We start from the raw sequence: 16,465 nt of genomic DNA, 5'->3' as shown, positions 1-16,465 counted from the left end.
CGGCGGCACCTCGACCGCCACAGCCCCGGCCGAGACCATCACCGGCGGCAGCACCTCGACTGCCACCGCCCCTTCCGAAGCCACCTCCAGCGGCGGCACCTCGACCGCCACAGCCCCGGCCGAGACCATCACCGGCGGCAGCACCTCGACTGCCACCGCCCCTTCCGAAGCCACCACCGGCGATAGCAATCATGGCAAGACCACGCTTTCGCATCTCCTCGCCGGCAACGGCGGTTCGATTACTACCGCCGCCTCCGGCGCTACCGCCAGCGATGGCAGTCATGGCAAGACCGCGCTGTCGCCCCTCCTCGCCAGCGACGGCAGTTCGACTACTACCGCCGCCTCCGGCGCTACCACCAGCGATGGCAGTCATGGCAAGACCGCGCTGTCGCCCCTCCTCGCCAGCGACGGCAGTTCGACTGATACCGCCGCCTCTGGCGCTATCACCAGCGATGGCAGCCATAGCAAGACCGCGCTTTCTCACCTCCTCGCTAGCGACGGCAGTTCGACTGCTACCGCCGCCTCCGGTGCCACCACCAGCGATGGCAGTCACGACAAGACCGCGCTTTCTCACCTCCTCGCCAGCGATGGCAGTTCGACTGACACCACCCACGATAATGCCGGCGACAAGGTAAGCGAGGGCAGCAGCGTTGACCGCATATTGGCCTCGTTGAGCCATTCTCTTTCGGCCGGCTCGGAACTTCTCCCGACCAACGATCCATCCGACAAGACGGCAACCAGCCTGATCCGCCACGGGTTCGCGCAAACCGTCCAGCCCGATGAAAGTGTCGGCGCCCAGGCAAAAAACGGCGCCGCCGCCGAGATCATGTCTGGCCACGGAGGCAACGATGCCTTCGACTTCAGCAAGCTTCAGGACAAAGTCCAGCTCGACCACTCCGCGCTTGCCGACCTCAAGTCGGGAGGGCTTTCATTGCATACGTCCCCTGCTGTTACGGCCACGGATGATGGTTCCCACCACATCATCTTTGACAGCTCAACCGGGTCGCTCTCTCTCGACAGCGACGCGGTCGGCGGCGCAGCTCAAGCGCAGCTCGCTACCCATCTCCCGTTGCAGCATCACTCTTTGATCTGAAAACCGGAGCGGCGGACCTTCAACTCGAGCGTGTCCGCCGCTCCGTCCGTCTTCAATTGCGCCACGGAAGCTTGACTAAGAAAAATGCGATATCGGCAGACAGCAGAGAGATCGAAGTTGGTCGCATTATCGCCAATGCGAATTCCGGATTCACCACACCCTACGCAGTCTCGGCAATTTTCAGCACTGCGTCGATCTCGGCCATCACCGTTGCCGGCAGCGGCCCTTTCTCCAGCGCACCGAGATTGTCCTCGACCTGCTCGGGCCGCGTGAAGCCGGGAACCGGCAGGGCGATTGCCGACTTGGCGAGTATCCAGCCGAGCGCGCCTTGCGCAAGCGTGCGTCCGCCCGAGGTGAGCAGGTCGCGGATTGCCGAGAGCCTTGACAGATAGTGCGGGTTGGCGGCGCCATCCCTGAAAAACACCATCCATTCGGCATTCCCGCCGCGCACATCGTTGGTGGGCAGCCGCATGGCCGGCGTGTATTTGCCGGTGAGCAGCCCCATTGCCAGCGGCAGCCGGCTGAACGAGACGAGGTTCTCGCGCGCCGCAACGGCCATCAGCTCGTTCGCCGGGGTAAACACATTGAAGTCGTTCTCTACGGCGACGAACCCTTCGCGCGGCGCGTAGGCGGCAAGCCGTCCGCGGTGATCGGTGCTCCAGCCGAAGCCGCCGATCTTGCCCTCCTGGCGCAACAGGCCGAGCGTATCGAACACCTCGCCGGCGCGCTCGATCGGATACTCGTTGATATGTAGCAGCACGACGTCGATACAATCCCGCTGCAGGCGCTGCCGCGAATTGTCGATCGATGTCCGGATTGCCGCGGCAGAGGCATCCTCGGGTGCGATCTTACGCGTTTCGGGATCGCCGAAATAGCCGACCTTGGTGACGATGACGGCTTCGTCCTTACCCCTCAACGCCCGCCCGAGGATCAGTTCGGCATTGCCGGCGCCGTAGGCGGCAGCCGTGTCGAACACCCGCGCGCCGATCTCATAAGCCATCGCCAGCGCGGCTTGCGACCTGATATCGTCGACCTCGCCATAGATTGTCGCCGTGTCACGCCAACGCGCGGGGCCACCCGCCGCCCAAGTGCCGATGCCGATGCGCGGTACCGAGCGGCCACCCCAAAGCATCATCATCTGCATGCCCGGCTCCTCAACGACGCAAGCTGGCGTGGCGGGCACGCTCGCGGATCTCTTCGCGAGAAATGCCGGCATCCGCCAGTGTGCTGTCCCGGGCCTGCCTCAAGCTCGCAAGCGTCTGGCGATAGGCAATCCAGCGGGCGAAACGGTATCGAAGTTCATCCAACATGATCGTCTCCTTTGGCACGCAGAATGCCCGCCTGGGTTGGTCGAAAGCGCAAAGCCTCTGCGCGAATCGCATGCGCGATCGAAAGGGCTGCGCTCGCTTCTTGGCCAGCCGAGGCGCTTGCCCCTGTCCCGCCAGGCAGGATTGTCCAACGCCTCCAATGCCTGCATACTTGCGCACGATGCCCGCTTTGCGCTACAGCCACGGTCGCAAGGAGTTTTTCATTTCTGCAAAATGGATATCGGCTGGGACGATCTGAGGTTGTTTCTCGACGTTGCGCGGCTGGGTGGCTTGAGCGCAGCGACGGGAACCACGCGCCGCAGCGCAGCCACCCTTGGACGACGCGTCACCGCGCTCGAAAAGCAGATCGGCGAACCTCTATTCGTGCGCCAGCAGACCGGCTACCGGCTGACCCCGGTCGGCGAGGAACTGCTGCGGCGCGCCGAAGACGTCGAGGCGGCAATGCAGTCGCTGACCCGCTGGCGCGAGGGAAACCTGCCCGACCGCATTGTCCGCGTCTCGGCCGGGCCATGGACCTCGGCCTTCGTTTCCGCCCATATCGGCGAGATCTGGACGGTCGATGACGGCATAAGGGTAGAGCTTGTCACCACCACCGACCGGGTCGACATCGGCCGCCGTGCCGCCGACATCGGCATCCGCAGCGAGCGCCCGACCGAGCAGTGGCTGGCCGGCCGTCAGAGCGGCAAGGTCGCCCACGCCATTTATTCCGGACGTCACCTGATCAACGGCATCGCCGCCGGATTGTTCGTCGGCGTCACCGGCGAAGGCGCAAACATTGCCTCGGCGCGCTGGCTGCAAGCCCATCACGGCGACCGCATCGCCGTACGCGGCAACAACACCCATTCGGTGCGCGAACTGGTGGCCGCCGGCGCCGGCCTTTCGGTCTTTCCGTGCTTCGTCGGTGACGGCGATCCGCGGCTGGTTCGCGTTGCTCAGCCTATCCCCGAACTTGAAACCGACCAATGGATCGTCACCCATCACGAGGAACGTCACTCCCCGCCGGTACGGAAAGTCGCCGACCGGATCGCCGCCTTGATGCGGGCGCACCAGCCGCTGTTTCGCGGCGAGACGCCGATCCGGTAAGCCTCAGGCAGATCGGCCGCCAGTGGATCAAGAATCAGATATTTTGGTGGGCCGGACGATGGTACCGCCGCCGTTGAGGACGCCGGAGTGCGGCGCGCTGCTCGTAGAGATCCTTGCCTTGGGCGAAGAGAGCGGTATAAACCGACCAGCACGGGGCCGCCTATCCGGTCACTCGTCCTCCTGCCGGCTCATAGCCGTATGCTTCGCCCTTACGCACCACGCGACCGATGCCCGGCCAGCCAAGGTGCGCGCCGGCGATCCACGTCCCCGCCTCGGCCGCGTCACTGAAAACCTTTAGGCGGGTTGCGCGCGCGGTCAGCTGATCGTCGTCATAGCCCCAACTGAACGCGGGATTGCCGAACTGCAAGGCCGGCACATGAACGATGTCCCCGAAGAATAGGAAACGGTCCTCGTCCGTGTCGAACGTGTAGCCGGTATGACCGGCAGCATGACCGGGCAAGGCGACCGCCCTCAATCGCTCACCCACCTGGTCGCCATTCTGGACAGGCTTCAGCAGGGGCCGGAACTGCGCAAGGTGCGCGTAAGCGAAAAAGCTCTGCACAGCCGCTTCGGGAATTACGATCGCCTTCAAGTTTGGAAAGAGCACTCGGCCGTCGGGGGTCAAAAGTCCGTGCACATGATCCTGATGGGCGTGGGTGAGCGCCAAGACCGTGATCGAAGCCGGGTCGATCTTGGCTTCCGCCATGGCCTGCTCAAGACGCCCCACTGTCGGGGCCCAGCCCCCTCCTCCGCTGTCGATCAGAACGCCGTCAACGCCTGGACCTGCGAGGGCGAAGCAATTGACAGACAGGCGAAGCGCCCCTGCCAACGCAGCTTGCGGCACCGGATTATCCTGCGGGTCCCGCAGAAGGTCCGCCGGCATCTCGATGTAACCGTCCGAGAGCGACCAGACGCGCCACCTTCCCGACGTGCTGCCGAGCACGTTATTAGTTTGCGATGTCACGATCATATGGCCACCTGCCGCAAACGAAAATGGAGGATAGGTTCGATTGTCACTATTTGGCTCTCTGCATCCTCTGCGCAAAAACGTGGGGAAATCGATGAAGATCAATGCGGAAAGCACCCGATCTCGATAGGCCACGGATCGGAAGATGATCGTTGACGGATCTGCTAGCTTCGCGGCGATGCCAACTCTTATTGCATTCCCATGTAGATTCCTCCCTTCGTAAGCTCGTCAATCATCTGATTTATGCGCTTTCGGCGTGTTTCCGGGTGACGGGCGCGCTCGATCCAATGCAAGTAATCATTGCGCTGATAGGGAGGCCGTTGCTCGAAAGCAGTTATCAGATTTGCGGCCTCGAGCTCTGCACGCAAACTGTCGGGCATCTTAGCCAACGGACGTTTCAGCAACTCACATCTCCGCCATTCGATGCTGGAATAGATCACAAGTCAGCCGTCGCGCCTGCGAGACCGCAGCCGGCCTGGCGACAGCCCTTTCAATCGGGTCACGACGCGATTCATATGGGCCTGGTGAGTGAAACCCGCGTGCTGAGCAATCTCGGCCAGCGGCAGATTGCTATTTTCCAAAAGCTCGACCGCGCGATCAACGCGGCGGCGTAAAATGAATTGATGTACCGGCAATTGCGTCGCCTCGCGAAAGGCGGCGGTGAAGGCGCGTCGTGGTATTCCCGCGATTCCGGCAAGATGGTCGATCGACACCCCCTTTTCCAGATCGCCGTCAATCGCAGCGAGGACCCGGTCGAACCGCTGCGAGGTTAGGACCGGAGACTTCTGCTGCCGCTGGCGTGCATGCCCGAGACGGAGCAGGTTCGCGAAAACCAGGCCCAGCGTCCATTCGCGGACGATCGGGTTGGCTGGCGGGTCGCCTTCGAGGCGTCGGCACAACTCGGCCACCAGCGAATCGCGTATCGGTCGATCGGTCAGGATTGCCAGGTCCTCGGGGGTCCCGCCTGCGGATACCAGGAGCCTTGACGCCAGCGCGGAGTCAACGGTGATCATCGTCAGCTCTCGCGGCTCCTCGATCTTGAACCGCGTGGCACGCTCGGGAAGACTGAGCAGCAGGTCGCCGGGGCGGGTGAAGACGCGCCGCAGCCCGCGGCCAAGATCGATCTCTGCATAGGATGAACCGCTGCGAATCACACGCAGCTGAACGACTCCGGCCGGCGCATGGCGATAGTCGCCGGCAGGAAAGAACAACCTCTTTGCACTTGCCGCGGTCACCATCGTTGTACCGGGCGTCCGGACGCAAGTTCCTCCAGGACTTCGATGATCGATCGCCGCATCCTCGATCCTTGATGCCTACACTTTTGCCCGTTTGACTGGTCCACCAGGCCCATCATTTGCCAGGGCAGTCAGTTCACCAATCCGGGGCACAAAGATGTTGTGCAGTGTCTGGGTCATAATGGTCATTTCACGCTGAACTTGCAGTTCCTGTGCGGCGGGAAACAATATGTCCTGCAAGAAGAGCTCCAGGCCTGCCTTGTCGTCCCATATCTCGATGATGCGATAACCATCGTCTGTGGCATGCGCGATGTGCTGGTAGATGCCGCCAGCGGGCCGTTTCTCCACGCCGATCCGATCGAGGATGCGGCTATAATCTTCGGCCGTCAGGCCGGCAATATCAAGTGTCGTCACTACGGCCATGGTTCATCCTCGCTGCTGATAGTGGTTGTTTGAGGTGGAGTTCTTGGACGGACCCGGATCCTATTGGGCCGATGTCGTTTGGCATCGCCCGCCCTGACGGCGAGTTTGTCTCCCGAACTTCACCGACAGGAGCGGTCTTTGGTCCTCAGCCACCGAGCGCCTCGATGACAAGACGGGCGGTCGCCGCTCCGGAGAAGTTCTGCTGGCCGGTGATCAAATTGCCGTCGCGCACGGCAAAATCGCGCCACAGCCCGGCCTGAACATAATTCGCGCCGAGCGCACGCATCTCATCCTCGATCCGCCATGGCATCAGATGCGTACCGTGTGGCAGCGCGCCCATCTCCCAGACGGCATTGTCGGCGAAGTCTTCCTCGACATTGGCGAAACCCGTAACAGTGCGCCCTTTGGCCAGCAGCTCGCCGGTTGAGAGGCGAGCGTAGCGCAGCAGCGCGACGCCATGACACAAGGCGGCCGCGACCTTGCCGGCCGCGAAAAAGTTGATGAACAGCCGCTGCAACTCAGTTGCGCCTTCGAAGGTGAACATCGGCGCTTGGCCGCCAGCGACGACGATAGCGTCGAACGCGTCGACCGACAGCTCTGCGATGGGCCGGGTCGTCTCCACCAGCGCCGCCAGTTTCGGCGTCGACAGGAAACCGAGCGAGATCAGATCCGTATCCGAATAGCCGGACGGATCGCGCGGGTCGCTCAACGCATCCGCCTCGCATTTGCCGCCCTCAGGCGAGAAGATCGCGACTCCATATCCGCGCTCGGTGAAGGCGAGCCAGGGATGAGTTAACTCGCTCCACCAAAACCCGACCGGCCAGCCTGTGGTGGTTGACACAGCCGGGTTTGAAAGGACCATCGCGACGCGTTTAGGATGCCGCGGGTCGAGTGGGTTGGAATCGCGCACGCTCATCGCGCCATCTCGACTGGTTCGCCAAGATTCGCCCAAATCGTCTTGTATTGGGTGTAGCTTTCCCACGCCTCGCGGCCCTGCTCGCGGCCATAGCCGCTCATCTTGAAACCTCCGAACGGCGCATTAGGATGGTACTTGTGCCAGCAGTTCAGCCAGACCGTGCCTGCCTTGATCCGGTCGGCGAGCCGCAAGGCGCGGCCGAGATCGCTGGTCTGGATGCCCGAGGCGAGCCCGTAGCTCGTATCGTTGGCGATCCGGATCGCGTCCTCCTCGCTGTCGAATGGAATCACCGGCAGGACAGGGCCGAAAATCTCTTCGCGCGATATCCTTAGGTCGTTGGTCGCATCGGCGAAGATGGTCGGCTCGATGAAGAGGCCCTTGCCGTTGACCTGGCGGGTGCCGCCGCCCGCGGCCAGTCGCGCGGTGCGCTTGCCCTCTTCGACATAGCTCAAGACCTTGTCATACTCGCCCCGCGATGCGATCGGCCCGATCATCGTCGCAGGGTCCAGCGGATCGCCGAGCGTCGCCGACCTCGCCATGGCGCTCAGCTTCTCGACGACCTCGTCATAGCAGGCGCGTTCAACCAGCAGGCGCGATCCGGCGACGCAGACTTCGCCCTTGTTCCAGAAGATGCCCCAGAAGGCTGCCTGTATCGCGACATCGATATCGGCATCGGCGAAAACGATATTGGGACTCTTGCCGCCGAGCTCCATGGTCAGGTGTTTCATCGTCCCGGCACCGTTGCGCATGATGCCCTGGCCGACGGTGGTCGACCCGGTAAAGGCGATCTTGCCGACGCGGGCATCGTTGACCAACGCGTCGCCGATGGTGCCGCCCGGGCCGGTGACGAGATTGTAGACGCCTGGCGGCACGCCCGCGTCGAGGATCACTTGCGCCAAGGCGAGGGCCGTCAGGGGCGTGTCGGTCGCAGGCTTGTGAACGACCGTGTTACCCGCCGCGAGTGCCGGCGCGATTTTCGAACAGGACAGCGCGAGGGGAAAATTGAACGGGGTGATCGCAGCGATCACACCGAGCGGCTCGCGCCGCGTCAGGATCCTGATATTTGGTTCGTAGCTGGTACGATAGGCGCCGTCCATCGCGCTCATGGCGAGCCCGCCATGAAAGCGGAACAGTCCTGAGCAGTGCGGCATGATGATATCGCGGAAATCGCGATAGGGCATACCCATATCCATCGCCTCGCGCACCGCGAAATCCTCGGCCCGCTCGTCCATTAGATCGGCGATGCGAAACAGGATCTTGGCGCGCTCCTCATGATGCATCCGCGCCCAGGGTCCTTGCTCGAAAGCCCGCTGCGCGGCCGCGACGGCATCGCTCGTGTCGGTGACGTCCGCCTTCGCAATATCGGTGATCGCCGCCTCCGTGGTCGGATCAAAAGTCGTCGAAGTCTCGCCACTGACGGCATCGCGCCATTGGCCATCGATCAGCAGACGTCCTACTGGAATCGCCTTGCGCCGCGCGGGTAGATAATCAGTCATGAGTCCGTCCGTCCTGTCGAATGAGATTGAAGGAAATTGTCGGCCCCATCCCGCGCCGATAGGCGAGCTGGACCAATAGCAGCATCATCGGCTCGATCAGGCGCGAGGCCGTGAGATCGCCGACATCGACCGGTATTGTCGGCAGATCGGCGAGAAGCCGGCAAACCGCCGCCTTGGCATCTGCGTCATTGCCGGCGACATAGCTCGTCACCGGATCGCCGTTGAGACGCGGATCATCCCTGTCAAGCAATTCGGCAAAGGTCGGAATGCACTTGACGACAAGGGCGCCCCGCGCGCGCCTCTGAACCTCCTCGCCTACAGACGTAGTAGTGCCTAGCAGCATCGTGGAAAGGTCAGGTGCGACTGCATTGGTATTGTCCCAGACGATCTTGCCCGACAAATCGCCAAGCGCGTCCATCGCCAGCTCGAGAGCCGGCCATGGCGTCGCCAGGGCAATTACGTCGGCCCATCTCGCTACTTCGTCAGGGGCACCGAAGCCAACACGGAGGGTTGCCGCGATTGCGCGCAACTTGCCTTCGTCACGACTGAAGCTGAGGCGAATTTCGTGCCCGGCGAGGCCAAGACATTTCGCCAAGGCCTTCCCGAGCGAGCCTGGTCCGATGATCGCAACTTTCACAACTGCCTCCCGACACGCGATCGGGCTTGCCTAGCATCATTGCAGTCGCGCTTATTTCACGAATTGCCCTTGCACGATCGGGCGCACTCGTCACATGGGTCGGCGCCAATTGGCATCCGGATCCGCCGCGCGCTCACGCCCTTCCCGAACGTGTCCCTATTGGGCATGTATGTGTGGGCGACCATAGAGCAGGGTGCGATCAGCGGAGGTCCCCAGGGCACAAGCTTGCTCATATTGGTTGACGCTAGATTTTCCTTGCCTAATCCGTCGGCGTTGCGATGACTTTTGTGGCATCAGCATAACGCGATTGCCTGCAAATCCGGGGAAAGGCCGCCTCAGGACGGCTTTCCGGACTGGCACGCCCCTTGCTTCGTTATTCATGTGCAGAGCGTCTAGGGTTCCGGCCGTGTCGATCACGGTGCTGGTCCAAGAGACGCGACCGCTTGAGATGCATTGAGGCATCTGGCGGAACACGGCGGGCCAAAATCCCGGGAGAACCCTGCACGGGTTTGCTGGCGCGAACCTCTCCCGGATGCGCGCTCCGTGAACCCCCCAACAGACGTTCGGACGCAATCCGGATCGCAAACAGGGGTATGTAATGTTTCGCAAACTGGCCACAATCATCCTAGCCGCATCACTCAGCCTCCCCTTCATCTCAGCCGCGCAAGCGGCGCCCAAGAAAGACTTCAAGATTTGCTGGTCGATCTATGTCGGCTGGATGCCGTGGGGCTATCTTTCCGACAGCGGCATCATGAAGAAGTGGGCCGACAAATACGGCATCAATGTCGAGATCACCCGCATCAACGACTATGTCGAGAGCATCAACCAGTACACGGCCGGCGGCTTTGACGGCTGTTCGATGACCAACATGGATGCGCTTTCGATCCCGGCCGGCGGCGGTGTCGACACGACGGCCTTGATCGTCGGCGATTTCTCCAACGGCAACGACGCGGTCATCCTCAAGAACAAGACCGCGCTCAAGGATATTGCCGGCCAGAAGGTCAATCTCGTCGAGCTCTCCGTCTCACATTACCTACTTGCGCGCGCGCTGGAGACGGTGGAGTTGGCCGAAAAGGACATTACGGTGGTGAACACCTCCGATGCCGACATGGTCGCTGCCTACGGCACCAGCGACGTCACCTCCGTCGTCACCTGGAATCCGCTGGTCTCGGAAATCGCTGCCATGCCGGGCGCCCACAAGGTATTCGATTCGACTGAGATCCCCGGCGAGATCATCGACATGATGGTCGTCAACACCGCGACGCTGAAGGACAATCCGGCCTTGGGCAAGGCGCTTGTCGGTGCATGGTATGAAGCCATGGCGCTGATGACGTCGGGTACGCCCGAAGGCAAGGCGGCCAAGGAAGAGATGGCCAAGGCGTCGGGGACGGATCTTGCCGGTTTCGACGCTCAGCTTGCATCAACGGCGATGTTCTTCGAGCCGGCCAAGGCGGTCGCATTCACCAACGGCGCCGAACTGCCGAAGACCATGGATCTGGTGCGCAACTTCCTGTTCAGCCACGGCATTCTTGGTACCAACGCGCCGAGCGTCGACGTGATCGGCATGAGCTTCCCCGACGGCTCGACGCTGGGCGACGTCAACAACGTCAAGCTGCGCTTCGATCAGGCCTTTATGGCAGAGGCGGCGGGCGGAACGCTCTGACGCGGGAGCGCGACATGCTAGCCAGAGGAACCGGCATCATGCAGGCCGCAGCAGGCCCCGAAGTCGCGCGCCTGCAACTTAGCAGGCCGAAAGCGCGGCTTCGCCTCATCAACGCGACGGTCTCGCGCGGCGGAGCGTTGCTGCTTGGGACGCTGCCGTTTGCCGCCGTGGCGATTGCCTATCTCTTCGCTTCGTCGCAAAGGCTGGCGGTCAATCCCAGCGACAAGCTGCTGCCCTCCCCTGCACAGATGTGGTCGGCCTTTTCAGACCTGGCGACAGTGCCGGACAAGCGCTCCGGCGACCTGATCCTGTGGGCCGACACCTATGCCAGCCTGATCAGGCTGTTCGCCGGAGTCGGCATGGCCACGCTGGTGGCGCTCAGCCTCGGCGTCGCCATAGGTTTCATCCCGCGCGTCAGGGCCTTTCTGCTGCCCTTGGTCACAGTTGTCTGCGTCATCCCGCCACTGGCGCTGCTGCCGATCCTGTTCATTGCGCTCGGCCTCGGCGAAACGGCCAAGATCACCTTGATCGCTCTCGGCGTCGCACCGGTCATGGTGCGCGACATCGCCAACCGGGTGATGGAATTGCCGCCGGAGCTCGTCGCCAAGGCACAGACGCTCGGCGGCAACAGCTGGACCATGGTGCTCAGGCTGGTGCTGCCACAGGTCATGCCGCGCCTCATCACTTGCGTACGGCTGGCGCTTGGGCCGGCCTGGCTGTTCCTGATCGCGGCAGAAGCCATCGCCTCCACCGAGGGGCTCGGCTACCGCATCTTCCTCGTTCGTCGCTACCTATCGATGGACGTCATCCTGCCTTACGTCGCCTGGATCACGCTGCTTGCGGTGATGACCGACTGGCTGCTCGTGCGGCTCTCTCACATCATCTCGCCCTGGGCGCATCCGGTGCGGACCAGATGAGCCGGATCCTCGTCCATGGGCTGGAGAAGAGCTACGGCGACGCCCGCGTGCTGGAACGGGTCAATGTCTCCGCCGAAGCGGGTGAATTCCTGTCGCTGGTTGGCGCCAGCGGTTGTGGAAAATCGACATTCCTGCGCATCCTGCTTGGCCAGGAACAGCAAAGTGGCGGCGTGGTCGTCGTCGGCGACCAGCCGATCGTGCCGGAACCGACGCCGCAGCGCGGCATCGTCTTCCAGCGCTATTCCGTGTTCCCGCATCTGACCGCGCTGCAGAACTTGCTGCTGGTCGAGGACTTCCGTTCGGGCGGACCGTTCGGCCGCGTCTTCGGCGCCAGGCGCAAAAGCGCCAGGCAAGAAGCCGAAACCATGCTGGAACGGGTCGGGCTTGGCCATGCGCGCGATCTCTATCCGGCCACGCTTTCTGGCGGCATGCAGCAGCGGCTGGCGATCGCGCAGACCTTGCTCGGCCGGCCGCAGATCCTGCTTCTCGACGAGCCGTTCGGCGCACTCGATCCCGGTATTCGCATCGAGATGCATGAGCTGCTCACCGAGCTCTGGACCGAGCACGGCATGACCGTGGTCATGGTCACCCACGATATCGGCGAGGCATTCAAGCTCGGCACCCGCGTGCTGGTCTTCGACAAGGTGCGCCACGACCCCCAGTTCCCGTCCGCCTATGGCGCGACGATCACCTACGATCTGAAGCTCGACCGCAAGCACCGGGCTTCCGCACGAGACGTGGCCGAAGTGGCCGCGATGGTCGGGACGACCCGACTGGATAGCGCAATCGCGACGACGGCGTCGTGAAGGAGGTTTCATGCACAGAGATAGTCCAGAACGCCGGCATCGTCGCGCCGGGCTCACCGACCACCAGCCACGCCAACGCTTCCACCATCCGAACTTCGAGATCCGCGACATGCAGGGCTGGAAGTCGATCGAGGCGGAAGGAAAGCTGCCCGAGGATGGCTGGCGCAAGGAACAGAAATGGGCACTCGACATGGGCCTGCCCGGATCGGATTCGATCATCGACAAGTCGATCCCGACATTCGCGCGAGGCGAGTTGCCGCATTTCGCCGGCATCAACACCTTCCTCAAGGCGCCCTATGTCGAGAACGTCCGCGATGTCGGCAGATATGACGCTGCCGTCATGGGCATTCCTTTCGACAGCGGCACCACCTACCGGCCCGGAGCCCGCTTCGGGCCGCAAGGCATGCGCCGCATCTCGGCGCTCTACACGCCTTACAATTACGAGCTCGGTGTCGACCTGCGCGAGCAGATGACGCTTTGCGACGCCGGCGACGTCTTCACCATCCCCGCCAATCTCGAAAAGAGCTTCGACCAGATCACCAAGGGCGTCAGCCATGTCGCCTCTTCCGGGGCGCTGCCGATCATGCTCGGCGGCGACCATGCGATCGGATTTCCGTGCGTGCGCGGTATCGCCGACGTGACCTCCAAGCGCATCGGCATCATCCATTTCGACCGCCACATCGACATTCAGGAAAAGGATCTCGACGAACGTATGCACACGACGCCCTGGTACTGGGCAACCAACTTGCCGAACGTCTCGGCCACCAATCTGGTGCAGCTCGGCATCGGCGGCTGGCAGGTGCCGCGCTACGGCGTCGCCGAGGCGCGGAAGCGCGGCACCAACGTGCTGACGATTTCCGATATCGAACAGATGGGGCTGGAGAAGGCGGCGGAGATCGCGCTCGAGCTCGCATGGAAGGACACCGACGCGGTATACATCTCCTTCGATGTCGACAGCATCGATTGCGGTTTCGTGCCGGGTACGGGCTGGCCGGAGCCCGGTGGCTTCCTGCCGCGCGAGGCACTGAAGCTGCTCGGGCTAGTGTCGGCGCCCGGCATCTGCGGACTGGAAGTGGTCGAGGTGTCGCCGCCCTACGACACGTCAGACATCACGGCGCTGTTTGGCGTGCGGGTTGTCGTCGAGGCGCTGGGCTCGATGGTCGCGCACGGCAATCTCGGCAAACACAAATCCATCATCGACAAGCCGACGAGCTTTTGACCATGCACGATGATCATCACCACCACAGCCATGACCATGGCGACGGTCACCATCACGAGCCGAACGGTCATCATCACCATCCCCACCCCGTCGGCCACAACGGGCCGGCCGGCAAGCCGTTGCAATGGCAGACACCGCATCTACCGCACGACCATGCGCCCGAACCCGCCGACGCGCCGGCGACGGATCTCGATCTCCTCGAGATCGCGTTTCTCGAAGGGTTTTCGCGGGCGCCCGACCCCTCCAGTTTCCTGCGCCTCGCCGGGATTCCGTTCGTCGGCGAGACCGCCGACGGCGTGCGGCTGCATCTTCTGCGCGTCGAGACGCAGGACATGGTCGATGTCGGCGCCGTCATGCCGCTGATTGGTGGCGCCGGCGTCACCTATCACCCGCTGCCCGCGAAACTGACGTCGCGCCGGCGCCGCCTAGCCTTCGTCTACCACAACGGCAAGGCACAAACGCCCCTTGACTTCGGCGAGGCGCGGCTTCTGGCCGAGAGGTCCGGCGCCGCACAATTCACCATGCCAGGGGCGGACAATGAGCACCGGCCTTGAACCGATCGCACTCCTATCAAACAGGTCCAGAACCATGAACAGAACGCTTTCATTCTTCGGCAGACTCGCCCTGGCAGCCCCCACAACACTCATCCCCTCGTTGGCCTTCGCCCATAGCGGCGGTTTTCATGCCCACGGGTTTGTAGACGGCGTTCAGCACCCGCTGGCCGGCATCGATCATCTATTGGCGATGATGGCTGTCGGCATCATTGCCGCTCGCGCCGGCGGCAAGGGGATCATCATCGTGCCGTCGTGCTTTGTCTCGGCGATGGTCGCTGGCGCCCTGCTCGGTATCGCCGGCATCGGCCTGCCCTCACTGGAAACCGGCATAACGCTATCGCTGTTGGTCTTCGGCGCCATGATGGCGCTTGCCAAGCCGCTTCCGCTCGCTGTGGCCGCCTCGCTGATCGCTCTCTTCGCCCTCTTCCACGGCAATGCCCATGGCCTCGAAATTCCCGAGACGGCCAGCGGCATCGCTTATGCGGTCGGCTTCGTGGTCGCTACTTCGGCTCTTCACGCGACCGGCGCGTTAGCCGCCCTAACACTTCGGCGCTGGCCGCGAGCCATCCGCACGGCAGGGGTCGGCACGTCGTTGGTCGGCGTGGCGCTGGCGGCACAGATCATCTGAACCGCAGCCCATTCATCTGCGATGAACAGGAGGCGAAGGCGTGATCAACCGGCTAACCGTTTGGCAGCGCATCCGAAACGTGCTGTACCAGATCCTGAAGACCCGGTCTGAGCGACTCTGATCTCATCCGGAGATTGAGGCTAGCAGCTTGCCGTACGCAGCGCGCGCGTACGGAGCGGTCCGCCGTGGGTCGCGACTAACTTCCTAGGTGCAGCCGGACGGTCTTGCCTGACGTCGCCGGCCTGTTCCCAGCTACGCCAAATGATCGCCGTCGTGAACTCCGCGCCGGCGAGCGTGACTTGGTCGTCACCGCTGCTGGCGGCCTCCCGGGCGAGGTCATGAAGAACTGGCGTGTCAAAGCGCCGAACAAATTCGATCGCGAATTCGGCTTCTCACGCATGGGCTACGAGATCGCCGCAGGGTGGGGTGCGGCGATGGCCGATGTAGCATCCAGACAGTAATTCGAGGTTGATTGCGACGGGACTATGGGCGGATTTCTATTCCGAACACCGTGCCGGCGTCGTTCAAGCACTTGATAAACGATCCTGACACTCCACCGGCGGCTGGCAACACATCTGCGGCCTCCGGAGGCCCACCATAAGTCAATAAAATCAAACGCTATGGACGGCGGTTCGCCAGTTATTACTTGGCTACCCGAACCAAAACACACCGCTAAGTCATTGATAAATAATAACAATGGTGGGCCCGGAGGATGCATCAAAAGCATTGATTTCATTGACTTTTTCGTGGGCCAAAATCAGAAATCTTCCCGTATCGTTCCGTATGGTTCCGTCGCCGATGTCGGCCAAAACACCGAACGTTCTGCTTATTTGGCCGTCCAAGGCATCCGGCACCTGCTCGAACCCGATATCCGTCAGCCCGAAGCCGCCCGGACCGGTTGGCTCTTCGGCTGGCGCGCTGAAAGCAGGGCAACGAATTGATCCACGGCCTGCCCGGCCCGCGCCAGGACCAGCGGATCCACAAGCTTGCCATCGGAAAAATCGCTGTCGCTGCCGTACACGGCGCTTGGCACGGTCAGCGCCGAGTAGAAGCCGAACAGCGGGCGGAGCTGGTGTTCGACCACCAATGCATGGCGCTGGCCACCACCCGTCGCGCCGATCAGGACCGGCCGATCGACGAGTGCCAGCGGATCGATGAGATCGAACAGATGCTTGAAGAGGCCGACATAGGACCCGTTGTAGACCGGCGTCGTGACGATCAGCGCGTCGGCATGCTCGACAGCCTCCACCACATCCAGCGCCTCCGGCGTCAATTCCTTTCGCGTAAACGCAGCACCCAGACCACGACCGGCATCGACAAGATCGAGGAAATTTACCGTGACAGACAATCTTTCGCGCAGCGCCTTGCCGAGATGATGCGCCAGCGTCCGCGACTTCGACGGCCTGTGCGTGTTGCCCGAAAGCACGACGATGTTCTGGCGCAGCCGTTCGACGTGGAAATTCATGGGCTTCTCATCTGTCCAAAGCAATTGGAAACGCG

General features: G+C 62.6%; 18 protein-coding genes, 1 pseudogene and 1 riboswitch. Of the genes and pseudogenes, 9 read left to right on the top strand and 10 right to left on the bottom strand.

The window, feature by feature from the left end:
* Nucleotides 1-1,093, top strand: a pseudogene (locus NKI52_RS27180) (hypothetical protein); the annotation flags it as partial.
* Nucleotides 1,094-1,253: 160 nt separating this feature from the next.
* On the opposite strand, the gene NKI52_RS27175 reads toward NKI52_RS27180, so the two are convergent.
* Together NKI52_RS27175 and NKI52_RS27170 are read right to left on the bottom strand one after the other, a co-directional pair.
* Nucleotides 1,254-2,237: an aldo/keto reductase gene (locus tag NKI52_RS27175; protein ID WP_352700319.1), complete on the bottom strand. Its 984-nt coding sequence runs from the start codon at nt 2,235-2,237 to the stop codon at nt 1,254-1,256.
* Nucleotides 2,238-2,247: 10 nt separating this feature from the next.
* The gene (locus NKI52_RS27170) at nt 2,248-2,403 is read right to left on the bottom strand and encodes a YjiS-like domain-containing protein (protein WP_156937304.1); all 156 of its coding nucleotides are present in this window, start codon (nt 2,401-2,403) and stop codon (nt 2,248-2,250) included.
* Nucleotides 2,404-2,634: 231 nt separating this feature from the next.
* Here NKI52_RS27170 and NKI52_RS27165 point away from each other — a divergent pair, with 231 nt between their 5' ends.
* The gene (locus NKI52_RS27165; protein WP_352647932.1) at nt 2,635-3,504 is read left to right on the top strand and encodes a LysR family transcriptional regulator; all 870 of its coding nucleotides are present in this window, start codon (nt 2,635-2,637) and stop codon (nt 3,502-3,504) included.
* 160 nt (nt 3,505-3,664) lie between these two features.
* Here NKI52_RS27165 and NKI52_RS27160 read toward each other — a convergent pair whose 3' ends face one another.
* The 7 genes from NKI52_RS27160 to NKI52_RS27130 form a co-directional block, all read right to left on the bottom strand.
* Nucleotides 3,665-4,474 (bottom strand): MBL fold metallo-hydrolase, encoded by an 810-nt coding sequence (locus NKI52_RS27160; protein ID WP_352700318.1) that lies wholly within the window; start codon nt 4,472-4,474, stop codon nt 3,665-3,667.
* A gap of 185 nt (nt 4,475-4,659) precedes the next feature.
* Nucleotides 4,660-4,851, bottom strand: coding sequence for a YdeI/OmpD-associated family protein (locus NKI52_RS27155; protein WP_352587523.1), 192 nt, complete (start codon nt 4,849-4,851; stop codon nt 4,660-4,662).
* Nucleotides 4,852-4,914: 63 nt separating this feature from the next.
* Nucleotides 4,915-5,709: a helix-turn-helix domain-containing protein gene (locus tag NKI52_RS27150; RefSeq protein ID WP_352700317.1), complete on the bottom strand. Its 795-nt coding sequence runs from the start codon at nt 5,707-5,709 to the stop codon at nt 4,915-4,917.
* 75 nt (nt 5,710-5,784) lie between these two features.
* Entirely contained in the window at nt 5,785-6,129 is a 345-nt protein-coding gene (locus tag NKI52_RS27145) for a hypothetical protein (protein ID WP_352700316.1), read from the bottom strand.
* A gap of 145 nt (nt 6,130-6,274) precedes the next feature.
* Nucleotides 6,275-7,045 carry a type 1 glutamine amidotransferase domain-containing protein gene (locus NKI52_RS27140; RefSeq protein WP_352578217.1) on the bottom strand — a complete coding sequence of 257 codons (771 nt, stop codon included), beginning with the start codon at nt 7,043-7,045 and terminating at the stop codon, nt 6,275-6,277.
* Entirely contained in the window at nt 7,042-8,541 is a 1,500-nt protein-coding gene (locus tag NKI52_RS27135; protein ID WP_352587437.1) for an aldehyde dehydrogenase family protein, read from the bottom strand. The genes NKI52_RS27140 and NKI52_RS27135 overlap by 4 nt, the downstream gene beginning before the upstream one ends.
* Entirely contained in the window at nt 8,534-9,178 is a 645-nt protein-coding gene (locus NKI52_RS27130; protein WP_352578215.1) for an NADPH-dependent F420 reductase, read from the bottom strand. The genes NKI52_RS27135 and NKI52_RS27130 overlap by 8 nt, the downstream gene beginning before the upstream one ends.
* A 381-nt stretch (nt 9,179-9,559) precedes the next feature.
* A riboswitch (guanidine-I (ykkC/yxkD leader) is annotated at nt 9,560-9,675 on the top strand.
* Between the two features lie 101 nt (nt 9,676-9,776).
* On the opposite strand from NKI52_RS27130, the gene NKI52_RS27125 reads away from it, so the two are divergent.
* The 7 genes from NKI52_RS27125 to NKI52_RS27095 all read left to right on the top strand — a co-directional run bounded on the left by NKI52_RS27125 (nt 9,777) and on the right by NKI52_RS27095 (nt 15,426).
* A complete protein-coding gene (locus tag NKI52_RS27125) occupies nt 9,777-10,841 on the top strand; it encodes a putative urea ABC transporter substrate-binding protein (protein WP_023679467.1) in 1,065 nt (354 codons plus the stop codon).
* 38 nt (nt 10,842-10,879) lie between these two features.
* A complete protein-coding gene (locus tag NKI52_RS27120) occupies nt 10,880-11,758 on the top strand; it encodes an ABC transporter permease (RefSeq protein ID WP_352587526.1) in 879 nt (292 codons plus the stop codon).
* The gene (locus tag NKI52_RS27115; protein ID WP_023679465.1) at nt 11,755-12,564 is read left to right on the top strand and encodes an ATP-binding cassette domain-containing protein; all 810 of its coding nucleotides are present in this window, start codon (nt 11,755-11,757) and stop codon (nt 12,562-12,564) included. The genes NKI52_RS27120 and NKI52_RS27115 overlap by 4 nt, the downstream gene beginning before the upstream one ends.
* 10 nt (nt 12,565-12,574) lie before the next feature.
* A complete protein-coding gene (locus tag NKI52_RS27110; RefSeq protein ID WP_352578214.1) occupies nt 12,575-13,783 on the top strand; it encodes an agmatinase family protein in 1,209 nt (402 codons plus the stop codon).
* A gap of 2 nt (nt 13,784-13,785) precedes the next feature.
* Nucleotides 13,786-14,337, top strand: coding sequence for a hypothetical protein (locus NKI52_RS27105; RefSeq protein WP_352587442.1), 552 nt, complete (start codon nt 13,786-13,788; stop codon nt 14,335-14,337).
* Between the two features lie 34 nt (nt 14,338-14,371).
* Nucleotides 14,372-14,965 carry a HupE/UreJ family protein gene (locus tag NKI52_RS27100; protein ID WP_352578212.1) on the top strand — a complete coding sequence of 198 codons (594 nt, stop codon included), beginning with the start codon at nt 14,372-14,374 and terminating at the stop codon, nt 14,963-14,965.
* Nucleotides 14,966-15,264: 299 nt separating this feature from the next.
* The gene (locus tag NKI52_RS27095; protein WP_198023629.1) at nt 15,265-15,426 is read left to right on the top strand and encodes a thiamine pyrophosphate-dependent enzyme; all 162 of its coding nucleotides are present in this window, start codon (nt 15,265-15,267) and stop codon (nt 15,424-15,426) included.
* Nucleotides 15,427-15,839: 413 nt separating this feature from the next.
* Here NKI52_RS27095 and msuE read toward each other — a convergent pair whose 3' ends face one another.
* Entirely contained in the window at nt 15,840-16,430 is a 591-nt protein-coding gene (msuE, locus tag NKI52_RS27090; protein WP_352623096.1) for an FMN reductase, read from the bottom strand.
* Nucleotides 16,431-16,465 lie beyond the last annotated feature (35 nt).

Source organism: Mesorhizobium sp. M0590 (genome assembly GCF_040320905.1).
Lineage (GTDB): Bacteria > Pseudomonadota > Alphaproteobacteria > Rhizobiales > Rhizobiaceae > Mesorhizobium.
This window is presented reverse-complemented; position numbering and strand designations above follow the sequence as displayed.

Excerpts from the sequence above, each read along its gene's own strand:
- NKI52_RS27175 (WP_352700319.1), bottom strand. The coding sequence starts at position 2,237 with ATGCAGATGATGATGCTTTGGGGTGGCCGCTCGGTACCGCGCATCGGC.
- NKI52_RS27170 (WP_156937304.1), bottom strand. The coding sequence starts at position 2,403 with ATGTTGGATGAACTTCGATACCGTTTCGCCCGCTGGATTGCCTATCGC.
- NKI52_RS27165 (WP_352647932.1), top strand. The coding sequence starts at position 2,635 with ATGGATATCGGCTGGGACGATCTGAGGTTGTTTCTCGACGTTGCGCGG.
- NKI52_RS27160 (WP_352700318.1), bottom strand. The coding sequence starts at position 4,474 with ATGATCGTGACATCGCAAACTAATAACGTGCTCGGCAGCACGTCGGGA.
- NKI52_RS27155 (WP_352587523.1), bottom strand. The coding sequence starts at position 4,851 with ATGCCCGACAGTTTGCGTGCAGAGCTCGAGGCCGCAAATCTGATAACT.
- NKI52_RS27150 (WP_352700317.1), bottom strand. The coding sequence starts at position 5,709 with ATGGTGACCGCGGCAAGTGCAAAGAGGTTGTTCTTTCCTGCCGGCGAC.
- NKI52_RS27145 (WP_352700316.1), bottom strand. The coding sequence starts at position 6,129 with ATGGCCGTAGTGACGACACTTGATATTGCCGGCCTGACGGCCGAAGAT.
- NKI52_RS27140 (WP_352578217.1), bottom strand. The coding sequence starts at position 7,045 with ATGAGCGTGCGCGATTCCAACCCACTCGACCCGCGGCATCCTAAACGC.
- NKI52_RS27135 (WP_352587437.1), bottom strand. The coding sequence starts at position 8,541 with ATGACTGATTATCTACCCGCGCGGCGCAAGGCGATTCCAGTAGGACGT.
- NKI52_RS27125 (WP_023679467.1), top strand. The coding sequence starts at position 9,777 with ATGTTTCGCAAACTGGCCACAATCATCCTAGCCGCATCACTCAGCCTC.
- NKI52_RS27120 (WP_352587526.1), top strand. The coding sequence starts at position 10,880 with ATGCAGGCCGCAGCAGGCCCCGAAGTCGCGCGCCTGCAACTTAGCAGG.
- NKI52_RS27115 (WP_023679465.1), top strand. The coding sequence starts at position 11,755 with ATGAGCCGGATCCTCGTCCATGGGCTGGAGAAGAGCTACGGCGACGCC.
- NKI52_RS27110 (WP_352578214.1), top strand. The coding sequence starts at position 12,575 with ATGCACAGAGATAGTCCAGAACGCCGGCATCGTCGCGCCGGGCTCACC.
- NKI52_RS27105 (WP_352587442.1), top strand. The coding sequence starts at position 13,786 with ATGCACGATGATCATCACCACCACAGCCATGACCATGGCGACGGTCAC.
- NKI52_RS27100 (WP_352578212.1), top strand. The coding sequence starts at position 14,372 with ATGAACAGAACGCTTTCATTCTTCGGCAGACTCGCCCTGGCAGCCCCC.
- msuE (WP_352623096.1), bottom strand. The coding sequence starts at position 16,430 with ATGAATTTCCACGTCGAACGGCTGCGCCAGAACATCGTCGTGCTTTCG.